Genomic DNA, 21,894 nt, shown 5'->3' on the forward strand with positions numbered 1-21,894 from the left:
CCGAACACCGACTCGAGAACAACAACTGGAGAAATGACTACGATGGCAATGACCGAAGAACAGGCAGCCTGGTTCGCGGAGACCTTTGAACGGCTCACGGCGAACGTCGGTGAAGCGGTGCTGGGCAAGAAGGACGTTGTCCGGCTCGTATTGACCGCAATGCTGGCTGAAGGCCACGTGCTGCTTGAAGATGCCCCCGGCACCGGCAAGACCATGCTGGCCCGTTCGCTGGCCGCCACGGTGCAGGGATCCAACTCCCGCATCCAGTTCACCCCGGACCTGCTGCCTTCCGACGTCACCGGCATCACCATCTATGACCAGAAGCAGCAGCTGTTCGAATTCCACCGCGGGCCCATCTTCGCGAACATCGTGCTTGCGGATGAAATCAACCGCGCTTCGCCCAAGACGCAGTCCGCGTTGCTGGAGGTGATGGAGGAATCCCGGGTCACCGTGGACGGCGAGACGTACACCCAGGACCGGCCGTTCATGGTGATCGCCACCCAGAACCCGATCGAGCAGGCGGGCACCTACCGGCTTCCCGAAGCCCAGCTGGACCGCTTCCTCATCAAGACCTCCATCGGCTATCCGGACCACGAGGCAACCCTGGAACTGCTCTCCGGCTCCTCCACCCGAGACCGTTCGGCGGCCCTCACCCCGGTGATCACGACGACGGCGGTCCGGGACATGGCCGAGCTGGGCACCACCGTTCACGTGGAACCCGCAGTGCTGGAGTACATCTCGCACCTCGTGTCAGCCACCCGTACGGCAACCGAAACACGGCTTGGCGTCAGCGTCCGCGGGGCCCTGGCGATGGTTCGCGTCGCGAAGATCCGGGCAGCTTCGGAGGGCCGGAACTATGTCCTCCCCGACGACGTCAAGGCGCTGGCACCGGCCGTCTGGACCCACCGGCTCGTGATGGACCCGGAAGCCGAGTTTGCCGGAGCCAGCCCCGAAGCCGTCCTGCTGTCAGTGCTTGCCGACGTGGCTGCACCCCAGCAGCGGGCCCAGGCGCAGGCCTAGGGACGACCATGCCAAAGTTTTCCGGGCGCACCGGCCGGTGGAGCCGGCGCGCCGCAGTCGGCCTGCGCCGGCGTGCCCTGCGAATGCGCCGTGCAGTCCTCCGCTCCGCTTACTGGCGGGCCGCCGCACCTAAACTGGCGCCGGTCGCCCGGCGCCTGGCTCCGGTCCTGGAGCGGACCGGAGCCGGACTCGGCTCGGGAGGACGCCGCCTGCGTGCGGCCATGGCCGCCGTCAGCCCGCTGGGCTGGCTGGCCGTGGGACTCACCTTTGTTCTTGTTCTCCTCGGCACCGTGTTCAACTGGCAGGAGGCGCTGGTTGCTGCCGTAGGTTCCGGTGTCCTGCTGGTGCTGGGAACGGCGTTCGTCGTCGGCCGGCTCTCCTATGACGTGGCACTGGACCTGGCCCGCACCCGGGTTGCCGTCGGCGACGCCGCGGTAGGCAGCCTCAGCTTCACGAGCACGGCCGCGCGGTCGATGCTGCCGGTGACCTTTGAGCTTCCGGTGGGCGGAGCCGTCGCCGCGTTCGACCTGCCCCGCATGCGTCCGGGACACACACATGAGGAACTCTTCAGCATCCCTACGCGCCGCCGAGCCGTCATCAAAGTGGGACCCGTGGAATCCGTACGCCAGGATCCGCTGCGGCTGATGGGCAGGCGGCTCATCTGGGCCGATCCCGTGGACCTGTACGTGCACCCCCGCACCGTGTCCCTCAGCGGTTCCACCACAGGGTTCATCCGGGACCTGGAAGGCGAGCCCACTACGGACCTGTCCAGCTCGGACGTGGCCTTCCATGCCCTCAGGGCCTATGTTCCCGGTGATGACCGCCGGCACATCCACTGGAAGACCACCGCGCGGACGGGCACCCTGATGGTCCGTCAGTTTGAGGAAACCCGGCGTTCCCACGTGGCGGTCGCACTGTCTTTGAGCAGCGCCGAGTACACCTCCGAGGAGGACCTGGAACTGGCAGTGTCGGTTGCGGGTTCGCTGGGAGTCCAGGCGTTCCGTGAACAGCTGGCACTGTCGGTGCTGACCCAGGACGGGCCGCTGCGCTGCACCGCTGCGGGTGCCATGCTGGACGGCCTGACCGAGGCAGAGGGTAAGTCACGTACTTCCGGGATCGTCGACCTCGCCCGGATCACGGCGGATGCCGTGCCCAACGCCTCTGTCGTGTTCCTTGTAACGGGCACCGAACCCAACGGCGCCGCGCTGCGGTCCGCCTCGATGAAGGTGCCGCCGGGCATCCGCTGTATTGCGCTGCGTTGCGGAACGGGCCTGGAACCCGCTTTGGCCGCCATAGGCGATCTTGCGGTCCTGGACATCGGGGACCTGGAGTCCCTCCCCGGCGTGCTGCGGAAGGCTGTCGCGTGAGCACGAACGTAACCGGCCCGAAGGCGGCAGCCCTGCTGCCCCGGCTGGCTGACTGGGCGCTGCTCACGGCAGTGCTGACCCTCGGGATCCTGGGATTCGGACCCACCTTCGGCTGGTACATGCGGTTCCTGGTAGCCGGAATCGGCGGCATCCTGCTGGGCCTGGGCCTGGCCGAAGCATCCGCCAGGCTGCGCTGGGGATTCTGGGCCACCGCAGGCGCTGCGGCCGGCACCTACGTACTGCTGGGCAGCGCCTTCGCGGCACCGCTCGAAGCCATCGCCGGCATCATTCCCTCGTTCGCTTCCGTCCGGGTTCTGGTCCTGGGCATCGTTTTCGCGTGGAAGGACCTGCTGACCATCGCGCCGCCGGTGGGCCTCGCGGCAGGCATGCTGGTGGTGCCGTTCCTGCTTGGCCTGATCGGCGGACTGGTGGCCGGGCTCCTCGCCTGGCGTGCCCGCCGGCCCTATTGGGTGTTGGCTCCTGTCCTGGCCGTGTTCGTTGCAGGCATAGCCCTCGGCACGGACGAGGCGCCCCTGCCCGGTATCCGCGGGGCCGTGCTGATTGCCCTGACGATGCCTTGGCTCGCTTACCGGCGGGAGCTGGGCCGGTCCACGGTTGAAACCATTACCCTGGAGGGCACCGGCCCGGCTGCCGCGGCGTCCGCGGGGGAGGCTACCCGGCGAAACCTCCGCAGTGCGTCCGGGCAACCGTCCGCTGCGGCCCGTGCCGCCCGCGCGCGGCGGCTCGGTTTCGGAGCGGCTGTGCTTGCCGCAGCGCTGGCTGCGTCCCTTGGAACGGCTCCGCTGCTGGACCAGGGCACCGACCGCCGGGTGCTGCGCGACGTCGTCGAACCACCCGTGGACCTCTTCGACTATCCCAGCCCGCTTACGGATTTCCGGCGGTATGTGAAGGACGAATCGGACACCACCCTCTTTACGGTGGAAGGACTGCCCGAGGGCCAGCGCATCCGCCTGGCCGCCCTGGACGCCTACGACGGCGTGGTCTACACCGTGGACCCGGGCAGCAACGGGAACTTCACCCGCGTGGGCGACGCACGCTCGGACCTGGCCCAGACGGCCGACGAGGACGGAACCAAGGCGAACCTGAAGTTCACCGTTGGCGAGTACAGCGGCGCCTGGGTTCCGGCAGGCGGGCAGGCCACGGGCTTCAAGGTATCGGGTGATCGGGCCGCGGACCTTGCCGCCGGCCTCTACTACAGCGAAGCCTCCGGTACGGCGTTGACGGTGGCGCAGCTGCAGCCCGGGGACACTTATGAGGCCAGTGTCCTTTTCCCCGAAGAGCCCGACGACGCCCAGTTGGCCAAATACCGCTTCTCCTCCACCCAGCTTCCCCGGGTCTACAACGATCCGCCGATCCTGGGCTCGAAGGCGGCGGATTACGTGGGGGATGAGTCCCGCCCGGTCCAGCGCGTGCGCCGCCTGCAGCAGATCCTCGCCTCGGAGGGTTTCTTCAGCAACGGCAAGGAGGGGGAGACCCCCTCGCTGCCCGGCCACGGAGCCGCGCGGATGCTGCGGCTGATGGACGCGGACCAAATGGTCGGCGACGACGAGCAGTATGCCGTCGCCATGGCGTTGATGGCACGCAAGCTGGGCATCCCGGCTCGCGTGGTCATGGGCTTCTATCCGGATTGGGACGAAGTGAAGGATCCGTCGGCGCCGCTGGAAATCACCGGCGACGACGTCCACGCCTGGGTGGAGGTGGAGTTCGAACACGTGGGCTGGGTTCCGTTCTTCCCCACCCCGGATGAGGACAACGAACCGGTGCCGCCGCAGCAGCAGCCGAAGTCCACGCCGAAACCCCAGGTCCTGCAGCCGCCGCCTCCGCCGCAGGAACCTGCCGAGCTGCCTCCGGACACCGAGGCCGAGGCCCAGGACCCGGAGGAGCAGGAAGACGACTTCTGGGCTACGTTCCGGTACTGGCTGCGCCTTGTGGCCCTGGCCTCGCTGCCGCTTGTCATCCTGCTGGGCCCGTTGTTGCTGATCCTGCTGGTCAAGGTCCGACGGCGCCGGTCCCGGCGGAAGTCCGGCACACCCTCCCGGCGGGTCGGCGGCGGCTGGAAGGAAGTGGTGAGCCTGGCCACCGATCTCGGCAGCCGCCCGCCCAGCCACGCGACCCGGCGCGAACATGCCGCCCTCCTGCAGCATGCGTTCCCTGTCACGGCGGATTCGACTGCTCTCCTGGCCCGGCGCGCCGACGCAGGTATCTTCGGCCCGGGTGAACCTTCCGAGGCCGAGGTGGAAGAGTACTGGAAGCAGGTTGAGGAGCACCTGGGCAGGCTCGCAGGATCCGTGGGTTTCTGGCGGCGCCAGCGGGCCCGCTATTCGCCGCGCTCCCTGCTGCTCGACGCGCGGATGTGGACCCGCCGCCTCAGCCCGGGCCGCTGGGCGCTGCCGTCGGCTAGGGTAAGCAAGAGAACTCGTAAGCCAGATCACTTTAGTGAACCTTCCGGATAGGGCGTGAATGAACTCCGACGAAACTGCATCCCCGGATACCGATATGCACGCCGTGTTTGGCTACGCCTCGGACCGCGGACTACGCCGCGAACTGAATGAGGACTCGCTCATCGCCGCAGACCCGATTTTTGCCATCGCCGACGGCATGGGCGGGCATGAGGCGGGGGAGGTGGCCAGCAGCATCTGTGTCCGGACCCTTGGTGATTCCCCGATAGTGGGCAAGCACCTGCCGGAGTTCTCCGCCGAACAGCTGGAGGCCCTGGTCAAGGAGGCGGACCACCGCATCCGTGAAGCCACAGGCGGGCGGGCCGGCACCACGCTGACCGGCGCCGTCCTCGTCCGGGAAGGGGGAAACCCCTACTGGCTGGTGTTCAACGTGGGCGATTCACGCACCTACCGGCTGAGCCATGGCGTGCTGGAACAGATCACCGTGGACCACTCCGAGGTCCAGGAACTGGTGGACCTGGGACAGATCACCCCGGACGAGGCCCTGGTGCATCCGCGCCGCCACGTAGTCACCCGCGCCCTGGGCACCGGAAACGATGCCGAAGCGGACTTCTGGCTGATCCCGGTGGAACCGGGGGACCGGCTCCTGGTCTGCTCCGACGGCCTCACCGGCGAGGTTGCCGACGGGCACATCCTGCAGATCCTGACGTCCGTCACCAACCCCCAGGACGCCTGTGCCGCCTTGGTGCAGGCTGCCTTGCGCTCGGGCGGGCGGGACAACGTCACGGTATTGGTCATCGATGCCGAGGGCGGACCGGACGGACATGAGTCCGCCGCCATTACGTTGCCCGGAGGGGCCCAGGAACAGCAGCCCACCGGCCCGCGTCCGGTCGAAGGCGACCCGGCGGGTGCCGGGACCGACCCGGCGGGTGCCGGGACCGACCCGGCGGTATCACGGAAGACCCCGGAGGAATGAAAAACCTGCGCTACCGCCCCGGGACGTGGGTGTGTCTGGTTCGCGATGCGGTGCTGTGCCTGCTGCCCCCGGACACCGGGGAAGAGCGGGTACGGGAGATCTGGGCACTGCTGGCCACGGAGCCGGCACTTGACCGCGTTTTTTCGGTTGTCTCCGGGGGACTCTCCGGCAGCCTGGCCGATATGCCTTCCTTCGGTGTGCTTTCCCTGCGGGACCGGGAGCGCCTGCACGTCATCCTGCGCGGTCCGCTGGAACTGCAGCAGACCGGGAAGGACGAGCCTGCGGCGTCCGGCGAATTTGTCACCACCTGGAGCGAGCGGGTCCTGCCTGCCGGCGGTTCGTTCACCCTGAAGACCGCGGCTTCGGCTGGTGCTGCCGGAAATTCCGCGGAGAATCCGCTGCTGCCGCTCGAAAGCGGCGTTGCCCTGGTTTCGATGCTGGAATTCGGCTCCCTGGACGTCGGGGCGCGGGTAGTCGGTGCGCAGGAAACCGCCGGTGCGAAGCCCGCCGAAGCCCAGCCCGCGAAGGTCCAGCCCGTGCCTGTCCAGCCGGTGGAATCCCGGCCGGCACCAATCCAGGTCGCTTCCCCGGAAGGGAACGCTGCCGCCTCCGGCGAACCCGTTCCGGCAGCGGAGCAAACCGTCGAACCCGTGCAGGAGCAGGTTTCCGCAGAGGAACCGGACCTGAGCGAGACCGTCCGTCCCCCGGAGGAGGCTTTCGTCCCGTCGGATACCCTCCAGCCTGCCGAAGCATCCCTTCCGCCTGCACCGAAGGCGGCTGACGCGCCGTCCGGTGCGCTGATCGATTCAGTTCCGTGGCTGGGCGGCACCTCGACGGCTCCCGTCGGTGCCCCGGGGCGTCCGACCGCAGCCCCCGTGCCTGCAGCCCCTGTTCCGGCTGCTGCAGCCCCCGTGCCTGCAGCCCCGGCACCGGCGGCAGCACCGGCGGCAACTGCCGATCAGGCGCCGGAAGACCTGGACCACGACGGCGACACCATCATGAGCAGCGAACTGACGAAGGCAGCACCGGCGCCGGCCCCTGCCGGGCACCCGAATACGGCCCCGACGGTTCTGGCCCGCACCTGCCCGCAGGGGCACGCAAATCCGCCTACGCGCAGCGTGTGCGTACACTGCGGGCAGCCGCTGGGCGAGGAGCCCCACCCGGTTAGCCGTCCTGCCCTGGGACGGGCGGTGTTTTCCACCGGCCACGCGGAGGTCCTGGACCGGAACATTATTGTTGGACGCCAGCCGTCAGTGGCCAGGGCCCAGGGCTCCGACATGCCGCGGATGGTGCAGGTGCCCAGCAGCGGAGGCGATATTTCCCGTTCGCACGCCGAGATCCGGCTGGAGGGATGGCATGTGATGCTCCGGGACCTGTTCTCCACCAACGGCACCGTGCTGGTCCGCGAAGGACAGCTGCCGCACCGCCTTGGCCAGGGTGAAGGGGTAATCGTGCTCGACGGCGACACCGCCGAGCTCGGCGACGACGTCTGGATCCGGTTCGAAGGACTGGCATGAAGAAGCGTGCTCCGGCGCCCCCGCCGGAGATCTCCGGCTACCGCTATCTGCGGCACCTGGGCTCCGGCGGTTTTGCCGACGTCTACCTCTATGAGCAGGACCATCCCCGGCGGCGCGTTGCCGTCAAGGTGCTCCTCTCGGACCTGCGCACCAACAGTGCCCGGCGCAGTTTCGAGGCCGAAGCGAACCTCATGGCACAGCTGTCCTCGCACCCGTACATCGTCACCATCTATGAAGCGGACATCACTGAGGCAGGCCACTCCTATCTGGCCATGGAGTACTGCTCCCGGCCCAGCCTCGACATCAGGTACCGCCAGGGCGGCCTGCCGTTGGCTGAAGTGCTCACCATCGGCATCCAGGTGGCGTCCGCCGTCGAGACCGCCCACCGTGCCGGGATCGCCCACCGGGACATTAAACCGGCCAATATCCTCACCACGGACTACAACCGTCCCGCCCTGACCGACTTCGGGATTTCCGGCACCACCGAGGCCGCCGAGGACGAGGACCTGGGGCTGTCCATTCCCTGGTCGCCTCCGGAAGCGCTCACCGGCGGCCGGGCGGACGGAATCCGCGTTGACGTCTGGGCCCTCGGCGCCACCCTGTACACCCTGCTGGCAGCGCGTTCGCCGTTTGTATTGCCCGGGCAGGGCAATACCCAGCGTGAACTGATCGACCGGATCGTCAGCCAGCCGCTGCGGCCCACCGGACGGGCGGATGTCCCGGAATCCCTGGAATTGGCTTTGGCCACGGCGATGGCCAAGTCGCCCGAGTCGCGGTTCTCTTCCGCCTACGCCTTCGGGCTGGCACTGCAGCGGATCCAAGGCGAGCTGAACCTCGCCAGTACCCCGTTCGAGGTGCTGCAGGAACCGGACCCGACTGAGGAGAGCGGCGAGGACGAGGACCGCACCCGCATCCGGCGCGTCGTCTCCATCGATCCAGGCACCACCACGCCGCCGCGCCGGGCACCCCTGCAGCGCCCGACGTCGTCAGTCACCGGCGCGCCCGGTACGGCGCGGGCGGCGGTCCCGGCCACGGTTTCCCCGGCCCCCTCCGGCGGCGGCGAAGCTGCCGCGGTCCATGAGGGCACGGTAATGCGTTCGGGACTTGCGACGGCGGTACCGGTTCCGGGGGCCGTGGACCCGGCAGCTCCGCAGGCTTTCAGCTGGCCGGAACCGCCTCGGCGCCGGGGTAAGACTGCACTGCGCATCGGTCTGGTGACAGCGGCAGCGGCCGCCGTCGGCATTGTCGCCGCGGCCCTGCTGCTGCCCGAGACGGAGCCGAAGAGCGTCCTGCCCACGCCGTCGAAATCCGCGCAGAACCCCCTGGCGGGAACCGAAGGTGCGGTCCTTCCGCCGGAATCGCTGGCGGCCACTGTGGCGGACGGTTCGGTGTTGTTCACCTGGAGCAACCCGGAACCCGCAGACGGGGATATCTATCTGTGGCGGACGGTCAGCGCCACAGCCCGGGGAGAGATGATCCGGACACCGGAGACCAACGCACAGGTTCCGGCGTCGGACGGCGAGACCTGCATAGAAGTGCAGGTGGCGAGGGACAACGGAAAAGCATCGCCGCCGGTGGCGTTCTGCGCGCCGCAGTGAGAAGCAGCAGGTGCAGATGGACAATGAGGACGTAGCGGGGCCATGGGGGAGCCGCACGGAAAGCCGGGCAACCGGACAAGGGGGAGACGCGTGGGGGAGCTTGCCATAGAGTACTGCGGCGAATGGTACGAGCCGCAGGAGCCTGCCGTTTTCAGCATCGGCAGGGAGGGCGACCTGGCTATCGATGACAATCCCTACCTGCACCGGAAGTTCCTGAGCATTGCCAAGGACAACGGCATCTGGTGGCTGACGAATATCGGCAGCCGGATTTCGGCCACCATTGCGGACTCGGGCGGCGGTATGCAGGCCTGGTTGGCTCCCGGTGCCCGGCTTCCCGTGGTCTTTGAACAGACCCGGATCATCTTCAGTGCCGGTTCCACCACCTACGAATTCGACGTGCACCTGAAAACGCCCACCTTCCGGCAGGATCCCCTCAGCGCAGCCGAGGGCGGGGACACCACCATCGGTCCCGTGCTCTTCACCGAGTCCCAGAAGGCAGTGATGGTGGCGCTGGCAGAACCGCTGCTGCGGCGGGACGGCACCGGCTACAGTGCCCTGCCGACATCCGCGGAGGCAGCGGAGCGGCTGGGCTGGTCGCAGACCCGGTTCAACCGGAAGCTGGATAACGTGTGCGAAAAGCTGGACCGGGTGGGTGTGGCGGGCCTGCGCGGAGCCGAGGGAAAGCCGGCGTCGAACCGGCGGGCCCGTCTGGTGGAGCATGCCGTAACATCCCAGCTCGTAACCTCGGCCGACCTGGCACTGTTGGACCGTCCTGCCGATAATCCGGCAGGGGCCGCTCCTATCCGCGAAAACGTGCAGCAGCAGGCACCCGAAGCGGCATTGCCCGGGGCCCGTACTTCGATCAACAGAACGACAAGGAACACCTAGATGGCCTCCAGCACGAACCTCGTCAATGCCACGGCTTTCCAGCGACTGGCCGCCAAGGCACTGGACGCGCTGCCGTCCGCGGTGCTGTTGCTGGCCGTGACCTGGCTGTTCTCGCTGGTCGGGGGCGACGACACCCGGATACTGGGGATGACAACGGGAGCGGTACTGGCCGGCGGATATGCGCTGTGGCTCTGGATCTGGGAAGCCGGTTCCGGCAAGACCCCGGGAAACCTCGCCTTGGGCATCCGGACCACCAGCGGCAACGGACACGCCCCGGGGCTGGTCCCCGTGCTGCTGCGAAACGCACTGCTCGGGGTGTCCGGCGTCGTGGTGGTAGGGCCGGTGGTTCTGCTGGTCTCCAACCTGTGGGATAAGAACCACCAGCGGCAGGGCTGGCATGACAAGGTTGCAGGCACCCTGGTGGTGGACGTGCGGGCCGGCCGTGATCCGCTGCTGACGGGCGGAATCCGTGCCAGCGGCGCCGCTGCCCCCGAAAGCAGCGCAGACCCTTCCTCGGCGCCATCAGCCGGCTCTGCTGCCGCCCCGGTCACTGCGGTGCCGGGGTTCCCCTCTTCCGCCGTCCCCCAGACTGCTTCGTCCCCGTTCCAGACCGTGCCTGCCGCCGTGGCTGGTGCTCCTGCCGCACCGGCTGGTGCGCCCGTCCCGGCTCCGGTCTCCCCGCGGCGCGCGGCGGCTGCGGCGCTGACTGCCGGGGCGCTGCCGGCCCCTGTGCCGGCCCCAGCCCCGGCCGCTGCCGCTGCCCCGGCGGACGTTCCCCAGCATCCGGACGATGAGCTGGAAATGACCCGGGTGGCGTCCCGGCACCGCTCGACCGGCGTGTTGGTGCAGTTCGACGACGGTGCCGCCGTCGTCGTCACCGGCACCGCGCTGCTGGGGCGGAATCCGGCAACCAAGCCCCAGGAAACGGTGGGGCAGCTACTCGACTTCGCGGACATGGGCCGCTCGGTCTCCAAGACCCATCTGCACCTGCAGGCGGATCCAAACGGCGTCTGGGTGACGGACCGCAATTCGACCAACGGCAGCGCCGTCGTCACCGCCCAGGGACTGCGGGAGGAGCTTGAACCGCTGCGCCCCGTCCTTGCCCCCGCGGGCAGCACCGTTTTCTTCGGTGACCGCAGCTTCACCGTCTCCCGGGCCTAGGAGTCCCGGGCCGCGTCCAGCCTGTAATCAGCGCGCCGGTTCTCCCACCAGCACGTCGCTGGCCGTCTCGTTCCAGAACAGCTGGAGGGTCTGTACCGGCCGTCCGGGCTGGACCAATTGGGCGCGTCCCGGTGGCAGTGCCCGGGCCCGGACACCGTTGATGAGCGTGCCTTCCCCGCGGTCGCCGGAGAGGATCAGCGCCGCGGCACCGGAATCACGCAGGGCCGTGAAGAAGGACTCGTACATGCCCCGGCTGGCACCGCGGACCCGGCGGGAAAGCACGGCGTGCAGCCCGATCTCCGGGGCCAGCGGCAGGAAGGGCGTCAATCTGCTCAGGGGGGACGAGCCACCGGCGGTCAGTACGTCATAGTCGTCGATCACCAGCACCACCCGGGGCAGGGCGGCGACCTCTTCGGGGGTGGCGCTGATCCGTTTCTGCAGCTCCCCAGCTACGGCGGATGCCAGCTGTTCGGCCAGGGCCGCGCTGGTGGCATAACCGCCCAGGTAGTCGTCCGGCACCTCGTCCGCGAGCGTGCGCCGCGGATCGAAAACCGCGAACACAATGTCCTCGGCGTTGTGCTGTTCGGCCAGGCGACGGATCACCGACCGCATGGCGTTGGTCTTGCCGGCGCCGTCGTCGCCCATGATCACCAGATGGCGTTCCTTGTTGTGCAGGTCCAGCAGCTCGGTGCCCAGGTCCGTCTCGCGCTGGCCCAGCGGCACCGTGGCCGGGGCCGCCGGCGTGGGGGCGGTTGCTGCGTCCACCACTGCCGGCAGGACGCGGACCTGCATGGCGCGTTCGTCCGTGGAGGCGGAAACCGCGTCCACCAGGTCCCGCATCCCGGAGTTGGCGGTGTCCGGGTCCGATTCGGAGTCGATGCGCGGAAGGGCGAAATGCCCCTGCAGCTTCCGGTCCATCAGTGCCCGGCCGGGCGTTCCCGGGCTCACGGCCTCGGCCAGTTTCCGGCCGTGCGCAGATTCCCCGGGATCGGACAGGCGCAGTTCAATCCGGTTGCCGAAGAAGCTTTGCTGCGCAATGCGGATTTCGTTCATCCTCGAGCAGGTCACCACCACATGGATGCCGTACCCGCCGCCTCGGCTGATCAGGGCATGCACGGATTTTTCAATCTCTTCGAACTCGTCCGAGAGCTGCCCGTAGCCGTCCAGCACCATCACGATGTCCGCACTGGGCAGTTCCGGGATGCCGCCCTGCGCACACAGACGGCGCAGAGTGGGCAGCGAGTCGATCTGGTACTTCTCGAAGATCCGCTCCCGCTGGGAGAGCATGGCCAGGATTTCATCCACCGTACGGCGGACCACCTCACGGTTGGTGCGTACCGCCACACCACCCACGTGGGGGAGCCCTTCGAGCGGAACCAGGCCGCTGCCGAGGAGGTCAATGGCGTAGATACCCACTTCGGCCGGGGAATGGGTCAGGGACAGGCTGGCGACGAGCGTGCGCAGGGCGGTGCTTTTGCCGGTCTGCGGTCCGCCGACAATTGCCGCATTGCCGCCGTTGGCAGCCAGGTCCAGTTCCCAGATGCCCTGCCACTGCTTCGCCGGATCATCGAGCAGCCCTACCGGGACCTTCAAACCGCCGCCGGTAGCCAGGCGAATGCCGTGGCTGGTGGCGTCCAGCCCGCCCGCGGCGATGTCCAGCGCAATGCCTCCGGGGAGCGGCGGCAGCCAGATCGGTTCGACGGCGCGGGGGAATTTCGCGAGCGTGTCCATCAGGGTGGAGAGCACCGTGGGTCCGGTGGTCCGCTTGGAGCCGGAAGTCGACGCCGGTTTGGCGGGGTCCTGCGGTACAGCCTCTTCGAGGGTCGCGGCATACCGCGGGACGCGCAGGACGGCGGGCCGCCCGGCGTCGTCCGTCTCCGGCTCGTCCTCTTCTTCCAGCTCAAGCGGGCCGGACACATACCCGGACTTGAACCGGGTATACGTGGTGGTGTCCACCTTCAGGTACCCGAACCCGGGGACCGGCGGCAGGTGGAAGGCATCGGGGGTGTCCAGCACGGTCCGGGACTCAGCCTCGGAGAGCGTGCGCAGGCCGATCCGGTAGGACAGATAGGTGTCCAGGCCGCGGAGCTTGCCGCCCTCGATGCGCTGGCTGGAGAGCAGCAGGTGCACGCCGATCGACCGCCCAATGCGGCCGATGGACAGGAAAAGCTCGATGAAGTCCGGGCGTGCGGTCAGGAGCTCGCCGAATTCGTCAATGATCACCACCAGGTGCGGCAGCGGTGCCAGGTCCTTGCCCTGCGCCAGCAGCTCCTGCCGGTGCAGCTGGTAGTCGGTGATGTTGGCGAGGTTGCCGGCCTCCTTAAGGACTTCCTGCCGGCGCTGGATCTCGCCGGAGAGGCTGGCATAGACGCGTTCGATCAGGCTGACGTCGTCGGAAAGGTTGGTGATGACGCCGGTGACCTGGGGTGCGTTGGCGAAGGGGGCAAACGTGGCGCCGCCCTTGTAGTCCACCAGCACCATGGCCAGCACCTCGGGGGAGTGCGTGGCCAGCAGGCCCACCACGAGGCTGCGCAGCATTTCGGACTTGCCGGAGCCGGTGGCACCCACGCACAGGCCGTGCGGGCCGTGCCCGAACTGTGCCGATTCCTTCAGGTCCAGCAGGGCCGGACGGCCGCGGTCATCGGGACCCAGCGGAACCCGCAGGAAGTCCACCTCCCCGCGGGGCTTCCACAACCGGCGGATATCGGCTTCATCCAGGCGCGGGGAGAGGCCCAGCATTTCCAGGAACCCCTGGGAGTTTTCCGACGAATCGTGTTCCATCGAATCGGGGGAGAGCCGCAGCGGGGCCAGGCTGCGGGCCAGGGACTGTGCGAGCGGGACCGGCAACTGGTCCAGGGTGCCCGCCTCGATCACCGGCTCCACGGGGTCGGCCCGGTAGTTTTCCACCCGGAAGCCCTCGCCGTCCTCGCTGATGCGGATGGCCACTTCGCTGGGTTCCTGCCGGCGTTCCTGCACCAGGAACAGCGTGGTGATCCCAAGGGCGCCGGGGGAGGACTGCTTGTCCGGGACTGCCAGCTCCACCGGCAGCTCTCCGTAGGAGTCGGCAACCACCAGCAGGCGGGGCAGCGCCGTGCCCACGCCTCCGCGCAGGAAGTTTTTCCGGGACTCCGCGGCCAGGCTGGAACGTCCGTGGAGGTCATCGGCCAGCAGATCCGACAAGACGTCCATGGACGGGGCGAGCCGCCGGACGGGTCCGGTGCGGTGGGTGCTTTTCTGATCGGCCAGATGGGGCAGCCACGTGGCCCACTCCCAGTTTTCCCGTTCGGCCTCGGGCACGGCCAGGGCCAGGTGGAGGTCCTCCGGGGAATGGAAGGCCGCACCCTGGACCAGCAGCAGGCGGCTGACCCGCAGCACGAACTCCCTTGAGCCGACAATGCTGACATTCCCGGCGCAGTCCAGCGGTACCGTCAACGGCAGTTCGGGGCTGGACTCGTAGCGCCGCTTGAGGATCTCCAATTCGGTCGTCATGAAGGTGTCACTCTGCATTACCGCCGAACCGGAGTTCATGATCTGCACTTCACGGTTTTGGCGCGGACCGGTACCGATGCGCACGTGCAGGAAATCCTCGTTGTGCCGGCGCCGCTCCCAGATCCGTCGGGTGTTGCGGATGATGTCGAACAGGGCGTCCGGCGGCGGGCTGGCAATCCGGGCCACCTTGACGGCCGTGTGTTCCTCGGCGCGGAGCGTCGCACGGCAGCGTTCCAGATACTCGAGATAGTTTTCCCGCTGTTCCTTGCGCTGGCGGCCCTGCTTGCCGCGCTGGCTGACCATCATGATGACGGAGGCCAGGATGGTGACCACCATGGCCAGAGCGCCCACGGCAGCCAGCGGGGATCCGCGGAAGAGCATCATGACCGTCATGGAGACGCCTGCGCCGAGGAGGGGGACCAGCGACATCATGTTCATGCCGCCCTTGCCTTGTTGCATCTGCGGCGGGGCGTCCATGGTGAACGGTTCCAGGCCGCGGGCGGGCGCCGTGGTCCGGGCCGGCCGGTGCAGGATCCGAACGCTCATGCCGTGGCCCTCGCCAGGACGCCGGCGGCCAGGGCGGCCGCCTCGAGACGGGTTCGCCGGGCGAGCAGGCCAAGGCTGATTTCCACTCCGGCGGCGAGGTGCCGGTCATATCCCAGCCCGACGGCGTCGATACCCATGCGCGTCAGACGGCGGGCTTCGGCGTCGGCGCGGAACGGCCCGTCCGGCTGGTTCCGGACTACCACCACCAGCAGCGGCACGGCCGCCAGTGCCGGGTCCCGCTGCCAGGCCGTGGCGTACAGGCCGGCATCTTCCAGGCCCGCCACGGAGGCCGTTGTCGTGAAGACCGCCAGATGCGACTGGGAAAGCGCCCACCGCGTGCTGGGGAGATCCAGCCCGGTGCCGCAGTCCATCACGGTGATGGGGCAGTACCGGGAGATGGTCAGGGACAGTGCCTTGGCGGCGGCGTCGTCGGCGGCCGGCCGTCCACCGGTGCCGCGGCGCCCGGTGACCAGCAGGTTTCCGCGGCCGGCGGGGGTCAGCAGCGCGGAGAGGTCAGCCAGCGACGCCGGCGGGCGGCGGGACAGCTCGGCTGCGGCGATATCCAGGGAGGCTGCGTCGGGGACACCGGTGCGCAGCGCCAGCGTGCCGCCGGAGGGAGCGTTGTCCAGGACCGTAACGGCGTCGGTGCGCATGGAGGAGTAGACCGATCCGAGCAGGGCCGCCAGCGTGGTCTTTCCGGCACCGCCGCGGGAGCCGACGACGGCGATGCGCCGGCCGGTGGACACCGGGGCCTGCGCCCCGGCCGCGGCCTCGGCCAGACGGTGCGGATAATCATCCCCGCGGAAGAGGTTCCCCGCGGAGCTGACCGACCGGCGGAGCAGGCCCTCGGCCGGACGGGTCCGCAGGGTGCGGCGGAGTCTCTGGGGTGTTGATTCGAAGCCGTCCGGGGTGGCGGTACCAGGGGCACCGTAGGGCAGCGGCTCGGCGTTCACGGGTGAGCTCATGGCTATAGTCCTCCACCGGCCGCGGCGGCCGGATCAGCGGGATGAAAGGTGGCGGATGGCGGGCAGGCCCGCGGGTGAAGCGATTCGCCCATCAGAAGCTGTCCAACAGCTGGGAGTAGATGCCGAACATCCCGATGACCAGGGGAATCGATGCCAGGATGGCGAAGGTCTCCAGGCGCTTGGCCAGCAGGCGAAGGCGGGCTTCGGCGTGGTCCGGCAGGTCAAGGGTCAGGCTGACCGCGATGCAGGCGGCAAGGATCAGCACCGCCAGGCCCACAGCCCAGGGCGCGGAGGAGAAGAACCGCAGGGATGCGAGGGTGAGGGCGGTCAGCCCCACTCCGGACGCGGCGTACAGCGAAATGCGTTCGGCGGCGAGCGGGAAGGACCGGGCCCGGAGGAAGACCGCCAGGGTCAGGGCGAACAGCAGCGACAGCGTCCATTTCTGGTGCTCTGTGTCGGTGCCGAGCACCCAGAGCCCCAACGCTATGGAAACCGATGTAAGGACCGCGCCCAGGGTGAGGCCCCGATGGGCACCGGCCACGGCCTCAAGCGCATCCGTCCTGCTGATGGTTCCACCGGTGGCGCGCTGGTCATCCAGGGTTGCCAGGCCGGAGGCGGACAGTGCCAGCTTCGGCAGCAGGCCGAGCAGGAGGACACTCGCCACGGCGGCCAGCGCTGCCGTGCGGGAAGGGTTCTCGGAAACGATCCCCGCCGCCGCCCAGATCACGGTGGCCAAGGCAAGGGTGCCGGCGCCCGTGAAGAGGGCCCGCGGGTTGGCTGCACTCAGTCCCATTCCCACAAGGGTTAGCACGGACAGTCCGGCGAACAACAGCAGGGTTGTTTCCGGTTCCAGGTCGCCGCGCAGCAGGGCGCCCAGGCCCAGCAGCCAGCCGGCCCCCTGCAGGGTGGGACCGATGGCCGAGGTCCGTGGCGGCCGTGCCAGCGCAGTGCCGGCCGTGAGGAGCACCAGGGACGCGGAGAGCAACAGCCACCAGGCGTCGTCGGGGGCCACCGAGCCCAGGAGGATCTCTGCCCCTGCCCACAGGCCCACGGCAGCGAAGATGCCGGCGGTCAATTCCCGGAACCTGTCCGTCCAGCGGCCGGAGACGGCCTCGGTCTCGCTGACCACCAGGTCCGTGACGTCGTAGACGACGGCGGCGGGGGGCGCCTCGGACGCGTTGCAGAGCAGCAGGGAGGAACCGTCGGCTATTTCCGCACTGCTCAGCGTGCTCTCCGCGGCCAACTCGGTGCCGTCGGGTCCTACCAGGACCTTGGCGGCTACCTCATCTGCCGGCGGGTCGTTCAGCAGCTCCAGGACCTGCGGCATCAGTGCGCCAACGGGCTGGTCCGACGGCAGCAGCAGGTCCAGGTGGCGCCGGGAACCGATCAGTGTCACTCGGGTGAAAGCATGGGCCATGGCGGCTAGGATCCTGTCTGCATCGAAAAGGCAACGTTGTACCGGCCGGCGGGGCCGACGTCGTAATGCGCATCGCGGGGGTCCGAAGAGTGGTAGGCAGCCGAATTCTGCTGCCGGCGCTGCTCCTCCTGCTTTTGGCGGTTCTCTTCCAGGAGGTTGCTCACGAAGGAATACCCCACGCAGACCGCGGCGATGACCGCTGCGGCAGCCACGCTGAACAGGAAGAGGCGCACACTGTCCATCCACCGGCGCTCGTTCGGGTTTTCCCCGTACAGCAGGGCGCCGAGCAGCCGGTTCCGGCGCACGGTCACGGATTCGATCAGCTGATTGTCATAGTCGCTCGCCAAAATAAGTCCCCCCACCACTTGGACAAGTACCGACATATCCTTACACGATCCGGGTGGGGTCTGCGTCACACGCGCCGGAGCCGCACCGCCGAAGCTGCGGCGTACGTTGTGGATGCCGGGCCGCGGGTGCTAAAGCTTGAGTAATTATTCACCGCACACGCACCGATGAAGGAGCCGCAATGAGCACCAACCCGGAGATGGAAGAGCGCCGACTGGACGATTGGAGCCGGCGCCTTACCCAGGCGCTGCAGATCCTGGATCTTGAAGTGGACCACAAGATGCTCGTGGAGCTGGCGGAGAAGTCGGCCCGGACCGTTGCAGACAACGCGGGCCTGGTCAGTGCCTTTGTGGTCGGGTACGCAGCCGGACTCACCACCACCAGCGGGCGGAAATCCTCTGAAGAAGCGGTCCGGAAAGCGGCGGAAACCGCCTTCCAGCTGGCTGAAACCGGTTTGGAAGGCCCGGACCAGCCCGGCTGGAAGGGCTCTGCCCAGTAAGCAGACGCCCATACGCACAACAGGCCGGGACCGAAGTCCTGGCCTGTTGTGCGTTTGGCTGCCTACATGGGTGCCCCTACGGTGCCCCTACACGGGCGCCGTTTCGCGGCGCATCTTGTCTTCCGGGCCCGCAGTCTGCTGTGCGGCCGGTTCCACCTTGACCAGCACGGTCTTGGACACCGGGGTGTTGCTGCCCTCGGCAACGTGGTCCAGCGGTACCAGCACGTTGGCTTCCGGGTAGTACGCCGCTACGCAGCCCTTGGGCGTGGGGTAGGAGACCACCCGGAAATTGCGCAGGACACGCTCGGCGTCGTCGTGGTGGACACCGTGGATGTCGATGTACTGGCCGTCCGCCAGGCCGAGTTCCTCGATGTCACCGGAGTTCATGAACAGCACGTGGCGGCCGCCCTTGATGCCGCGGTACCGGTCATTGTGCCCGTAGATGGTGGTATTCCACTGGTCATGGGAACGCATGCTCTGCAGCAGCAGGGTGCCTTCCGGCCGCTGGACCGCTTCCAGGTCATTGACCGTCAGGACCGCCTTGCCGGTGGGGGTGTGGAAGGTCCGCGAATCCCGGGGGCCGTTGGGCAGGACAAACCCGCCCTCGTGGCGGATCCGCTCGTTGTAGTCTTCGCAGCCCTCCACTACCCGTGAGATGTGGTCCCGGATCAGGTCGTAGTCCTTTTCGTAGCCGGCCCAGTCGGCGTCGATCCGGTCTCCGATCACCAGGGCACCAAGCCGGGCAACGAGCGCCGGTTCGGAGAGGAGGTTCTTCGAGACGGGTTCCACCCCGCCGTGCGAGGCGTGGACCACGCAGACCGTGTCCTCCACCGAAACGAACTGCCGGCCGGTTTCCTGGATGTCGATTTCGGTGCGGCCCAGCACCGGCAGGATCAGCGCTTCCTTGCCGGTGACGAGGTGGGAGCGGTTGAGCTTGATGGACATCTGCACGGTCATGTCCGTCTTTTGCATGGCGGCCTCGGCGAAGTGGGTGTCCGAGATGGCGGAGATCAGGTTGCCGCCCAGTGCCATGAAGAATTTGATCCGGCCGTCCTGCATCCGGAGGAAGGTTTCCACGGCGTCGGCGCCGTGCTCGCGCGGCGGGTCGAAGTTGAATTCCTTGCCGAGCGAGTCCAGGAAGGTCCCCGGCATCTGCTCCCAGATGCCCATGGTGCGGTCGCCCTGGACGTTGCTGTGCCCGCGGATAGGGGCGGCGCCGGCGCCGGGCTTGCCGATGTTGCCGCGCAGCAGCAGGAGGTTGATGATCTCCTTGATGGTGGCAACGCCCTTCTTCTGCTGGGTGATGCCCATGGCCCAAGTGATGATCACCTTTTCGGCCCGAAGGTAGCGTTCGGCCAGTTCGTCGATTTCCTCGGCGCGCAGCCCGGTGGCTTCCAGCACTTCCTCGTCGTCCAGCAGCAGCAGATGTTCCTTGAGGTCTGCCAGCCCCTCGCAGTGCTCCTCGAGGAATTCGTGGTCGAGGACGGTCCCCGGGTTCTTGTCCTCTGCCTCGAACACCCGCTTGGAAATTGCCTGAAGCAGGGCCATGTCCCCGCCGAGCCGGATCTGCAGGAACTGGTCCGCGAGTTCGGTGCCCTTTCCTGCGATGCCCCGGGCTTTCTGGGGGTTCTTGTAACGCTTCAGTCCGGCCTCGGGCAGCGGGTTCACGGCTACGATGTTGCCGCCGTTGCGCTTGCACAGTTCCAGTGCGGTGAGCATGCGCGGATGGTTGGTGCCCGGGTTCTGGCCCATGAGGATGATCAGGTCGGCCTGGCCGAAATCGTCATAGGTCACCGTGGCCTTGCCGATTCCGATGGTCTGGCCCATGGCCCAGCCCGAGGACTCGTGGCACATGTTGGAGCAGTCGGGCAGGTTGTTCGTGCCATAGGCGCGAACGAACAGCTGGTACAGGAAGGCCGCCTCGTTGGAGGTGCGCCCGCTGGTGTAGAACGCCGCTTCGTGCGGGGAATCCAGGGCCTTGAGCCGGTCAGCCACAATCCCCAGTGCTTCATCCCAGCTGACGGGCCGGTAATGGTCTTCACCAGCCGGCTTGTACAGGGGCTCGGTCAGCCTGCCCTGCATGCCCAACCAGTATTCCGAACGCCCGCGCAGGTCGGTGAGGCTGTGTTCGGCCCAGAAGTCCGAAGAAATAACCACCGGCGTGGCTTCCCAGGTGACGGCTTTGACGCCCTCTTCGCAGTATTCGAACGGGCTGCGGTCCTTCGGATCGGGCCAGGCGCAGCTCGGGCAGTCGAACCCGTGCTTCTGGTTCATGCGGAAGGTGGTCCCCAAGGCGCGGGCGAGCCCCATGTGTTCAATCGCCGGCTTCATGGAGTGGTAGACGGCAGGAAGTCCCGCCGCCCACTCCTTCGGCTGTCCCTTGACCTCTATGTCGCTCTCGTTGACTTCTTTAACGCGGGGTTCTTTCCTGGCCACGCCGCACTTCCCTTCATCGCGATGTCTGCCGCTAAGGCGGCGACTGCTTCTACCGCAGTTTATCTACCAACAGGCCTAGCAGTCCGGGCGCACCGCCGCAAGGACTGCTGCCGTCCTTGCGACGGCGGGCGCCTTCGGAATTGGTGGACGTTATCCGTGGGCACACACCACATGGGTAGTTCTGCCCATGTGTTTTCCTTGACCGGGTTGGTTTTGGTGGGTTTGATGGGGGTTACCGGCAAATGGAACGGGATTTACCTTTTTGGTGAATTCGTCCGGCTGCTCGGGGGAACAGTTCGGACGAGGGCGCCGTGGGGTGCCGAAAAGGTGGTTTGCCATGAAGTTTGATATGGGTTCTTCGACCCTTGGGACGTTGACGCAGCAGACGAGTTCCTCCAATGAGGATCTGGGTCAGCTGGTGCGGAGCCTGATGGAGGCTGCGGCGCCGCTGGAGGGCAAGTTCAACGGTGCCGGCCGGGTGAAGTTTGACGAGTTCAAGGCCCGCACGGACGAGGTTGCCAATGAGCTCAACAGCTCCCTCTCGGCGATCCTGATGGGTCAGTCGGAGATGGACCGGCACTTCCAGACCGGTGACCAGGAGGCTGCGGACAATGCGGCCCAGCAGCAGGGGTCGGCGTCGTTCGACTCTGCGCGTTTTGGTTCTTCGCGCTAGTTCTTCTGTCCCTTTTCCTAGTTCTTCCTTAGTTCGGTTGCTTTCCGGCGCGTGGGTGCCGGTGTTGAAAGGATTTGCCATGTCCCAGGATCGTTTGAGCTATGACACTGATACTTCCTCTGCGGTGCAGGGGGATATCCAGTCGATTGTTGCCCGGCTGGAGTCGTTGATCGGTGAGCGTGAGAAGGCTGTGAATGCGGCTATGTCGGATTTCCAGGCTGACGGTGTTTCGGAGGATTACCAGGCGGTGGAGAACCGTTTCCGGAATGCAGCGAATGAGACGCGGAACATTATTGCGTTGGTGAAGCAGACGCTGTCGCAGAATGATGAGACGGCTGCGGGTGCGGGTGCGCGGGCTAAGTCCGCCGTGCAGAACATCGGCTAATCACTGATTGCACAACACAACGGCGCCGGGCTGGATCCGGTGCCGTTGTTGTTTTAATGCGCACGCGTGCATAGCGGCCTTATCCGGGATTTGGATGTGTTCCGGCCCCTCGGCAGCCCTGAACTGCACCACATACACGGGTTTATCGTTATTCGGAAGATACGGGAATGGAATGTGGAGAAGGGTGCAGGC

16 protein-coding genes are annotated in these 21,894 nt (G+C 67.4%); 11 read left to right on the plus strand and 5 right to left on the minus strand.

Translation table 11 applies throughout. From position 1 onward, the window contains the following. Positions 1-42 precede the first annotated feature (42 nt). The 8 genes from N2L00_RS04815 to N2L00_RS04850 all read left to right on the plus strand — a co-directional run bounded on the left by N2L00_RS04815 (position 43) and on the right by N2L00_RS04850 (position 10,947). The gene (locus N2L00_RS04815) at positions 43-1,020 is read left to right on the plus strand and encodes a MoxR family ATPase (protein WP_255767272.1); all 978 of its coding nucleotides are present in this window, start codon (positions 43-45) and stop codon (positions 1,018-1,020) included. Positions 1,021-1,028: 8 nt separating this feature from the next. After that, positions 1,029-2,387, plus strand: a complete 1,359-nt coding sequence (locus N2L00_RS04820; RefSeq protein WP_255863423.1) for a DUF58 domain-containing protein — start codon at positions 1,029-1,031, stop codon at positions 2,385-2,387. Next, positions 2,384-4,861: a transglutaminaseTgpA domain-containing protein gene (locus N2L00_RS04825; RefSeq protein WP_255863422.1), complete on the plus strand. Its 2,478-nt coding sequence runs from the start codon at positions 2,384-2,386 to the stop codon at positions 4,859-4,861. Before N2L00_RS04820 ends, N2L00_RS04825 begins: the two co-directional genes overlap by 4 nt. Before the next feature lie 7 nt (positions 4,862-4,868). Further along, complete coding sequence (locus N2L00_RS04830) at positions 4,869-5,783, plus strand: PP2C family serine/threonine-protein phosphatase (RefSeq protein WP_255863421.1); 915 nt, start codon at positions 4,869-4,871, stop codon at positions 5,781-5,783. Beyond that, positions 5,780-7,300, plus strand: coding sequence for an FHA domain-containing protein (locus N2L00_RS04835; RefSeq protein ID WP_255863420.1), 1,521 nt, complete (start codon positions 5,780-5,782; stop codon positions 7,298-7,300). Before N2L00_RS04830 ends, N2L00_RS04835 begins: the two co-directional genes overlap by 4 nt. Continuing rightward, positions 7,297-8,898, plus strand: coding sequence for a serine/threonine-protein kinase (locus N2L00_RS04840; RefSeq protein WP_255863419.1), 1,602 nt, complete (start codon positions 7,297-7,299; stop codon positions 8,896-8,898). The genes N2L00_RS04835 and N2L00_RS04840 overlap by 4 nt, the downstream gene beginning before the upstream one ends. A gap of 90 nt (positions 8,899-8,988) precedes the next feature. Continuing rightward, positions 8,989-9,786, plus strand: coding sequence for a hypothetical protein (locus tag N2L00_RS04845; protein WP_255863418.1), 798 nt, complete (start codon positions 8,989-8,991; stop codon positions 9,784-9,786). After that, on the plus strand, positions 9,787-10,947 hold the full coding sequence (locus N2L00_RS04850; protein ID WP_255863417.1) for an RDD family protein: 1,161 nt from the start codon (positions 9,787-9,789) through the stop codon (positions 10,945-10,947). Positions 10,948-10,974: 27 nt separating this feature from the next. Here N2L00_RS04850 and eccCa read toward each other — a convergent pair whose 3' ends face one another. The 4 genes from eccCa to N2L00_RS04870 all read right to left on the minus strand — a co-directional run bounded on the left by eccCa (position 10,975) and on the right by N2L00_RS04870 (position 17,747). Next, positions 10,975-14,982, minus strand: a complete 4,008-nt coding sequence (gene eccCa, locus N2L00_RS04855; RefSeq protein WP_255863416.1) for a type VII secretion protein EccCa — start codon at positions 14,980-14,982, stop codon at positions 10,975-10,977. After that, positions 14,979-15,947: a hypothetical protein gene (locus tag N2L00_RS04860; protein WP_255863415.1), complete on the minus strand. Its 969-nt coding sequence runs from the start codon at positions 15,945-15,947 to the stop codon at positions 14,979-14,981. The genes eccCa and N2L00_RS04860 overlap by 4 nt, the downstream gene beginning before the upstream one ends. A gap of 91 nt (positions 15,948-16,038) precedes the next feature. Then, positions 16,039-17,364, minus strand: a complete 1,326-nt coding sequence (gene eccD / locus N2L00_RS04865; protein WP_255863414.1) for a type VII secretion integral membrane protein EccD — start codon at positions 17,362-17,364, stop codon at positions 16,039-16,041. A 5-nt stretch (positions 17,365-17,369) separates the two neighbouring features. Continuing rightward, positions 17,370-17,747 (minus strand): hypothetical protein, encoded by a 378-nt coding sequence (locus N2L00_RS04870; protein ID WP_255863413.1) that lies wholly within the window; start codon positions 17,745-17,747, stop codon positions 17,370-17,372. A gap of 143 nt (positions 17,748-17,890) precedes the next feature. Here N2L00_RS04870 and N2L00_RS04875 point away from each other — a divergent pair, with 143 nt between their 5' ends. Beyond that, entirely contained in the window at positions 17,891-18,208 is a 318-nt protein-coding gene (locus N2L00_RS04875; protein ID WP_255767093.1) for a DUF6457 domain-containing protein, read from the plus strand. A gap of 87 nt (positions 18,209-18,295) precedes the next feature. Here the strand turns inward: N2L00_RS04875 and N2L00_RS04880 are convergent, their stop codons facing one another. Then, entirely contained in the window at positions 18,296-20,644 is a 2,349-nt protein-coding gene (locus N2L00_RS04880) for an FdhF/YdeP family oxidoreductase (protein ID WP_255767094.1), read from the minus strand. 337 nt (positions 20,645-20,981) lie between these two features. Between N2L00_RS04880 and N2L00_RS04885 the strand changes: the two genes are divergently transcribed. Together N2L00_RS04885 and N2L00_RS04890 are read left to right on the plus strand one after the other, a co-directional pair. Next, positions 20,982-21,317 carry a hypothetical protein gene (locus N2L00_RS04885; protein ID WP_255767095.1) on the plus strand — a complete coding sequence of 112 codons (336 nt, stop codon included), beginning with the start codon at positions 20,982-20,984 and terminating at the stop codon, positions 21,315-21,317. 79 nt (positions 21,318-21,396) lie between these two features. Further along, the gene (locus N2L00_RS04890; RefSeq protein ID WP_227924368.1) at positions 21,397-21,702 is read left to right on the plus strand and encodes a pore-forming ESAT-6 family protein; all 306 of its coding nucleotides are present in this window, start codon (positions 21,397-21,399) and stop codon (positions 21,700-21,702) included. The last annotated feature ends 192 nt before the right edge of the window (positions 21,703-21,894 follow it).

Source organism: Arthrobacter sp. zg-Y1171 (assembly GCF_025244845.1).
In the GTDB taxonomy this organism is placed as follows: Bacteria; Actinomycetota; Actinomycetes; order Actinomycetales; family Micrococcaceae; genus Arthrobacter_B.

What these genes read in the sequence shown, in the direction of transcription:
- N2L00_RS04815 (WP_255767272.1), top strand. Translation starts at nt 43, where the DNA reads ATGGCAATGACCGAAGAACAGGCAGCCTGGTTCGCGGAGACCTTTGAA.
- N2L00_RS04820 (WP_255863423.1), top strand. Translation starts at nt 1,029, where the DNA reads ATGCCAAAGTTTTCCGGGCGCACCGGCCGGTGGAGCCGGCGCGCCGCA.
- N2L00_RS04830 (WP_255863421.1), top strand. Translation starts at nt 4,869, where the DNA reads ATGAACTCCGACGAAACTGCATCCCCGGATACCGATATGCACGCCGTG.
- N2L00_RS04835 (WP_255863420.1), top strand. Translation starts at nt 5,780, where the DNA reads ATGAAAAACCTGCGCTACCGCCCCGGGACGTGGGTGTGTCTGGTTCGC.
- N2L00_RS04840 (WP_255863419.1), top strand. Translation starts at nt 7,297, where the DNA reads ATGAAGAAGCGTGCTCCGGCGCCCCCGCCGGAGATCTCCGGCTACCGC.
- N2L00_RS04850 (WP_255863417.1), top strand. Translation starts at nt 9,787, where the DNA reads ATGGCCTCCAGCACGAACCTCGTCAATGCCACGGCTTTCCAGCGACTG.
- eccCa (WP_255863416.1), bottom strand. Translation starts at nt 14,982, where the DNA reads ATGAGCGTTCGGATCCTGCACCGGCCGGCCCGGACCACGGCGCCCGCC.
- N2L00_RS04860 (WP_255863415.1), bottom strand. Translation starts at nt 15,947, where the DNA reads ATGAGCTCACCCGTGAACGCCGAGCCGCTGCCCTACGGTGCCCCTGGT.
- eccD (WP_255863414.1), bottom strand. Translation starts at nt 17,364, where the DNA reads ATGGCCCATGCTTTCACCCGAGTGACACTGATCGGTTCCCGGCGCCAC.
- N2L00_RS04870 (WP_255863413.1), bottom strand. Translation starts at nt 17,747, where the DNA reads ATGTCGGTACTTGTCCAAGTGGTGGGGGGACTTATTTTGGCGAGCGAC.
- N2L00_RS04875 (WP_255767093.1), top strand. Translation starts at nt 17,891, where the DNA reads ATGAGCACCAACCCGGAGATGGAAGAGCGCCGACTGGACGATTGGAGC.
- N2L00_RS04885 (WP_255767095.1), top strand. Translation starts at nt 20,982, where the DNA reads ATGAAGTTTGATATGGGTTCTTCGACCCTTGGGACGTTGACGCAGCAG.
- N2L00_RS04890 (WP_227924368.1), top strand. Translation starts at nt 21,397, where the DNA reads ATGTCCCAGGATCGTTTGAGCTATGACACTGATACTTCCTCTGCGGTG.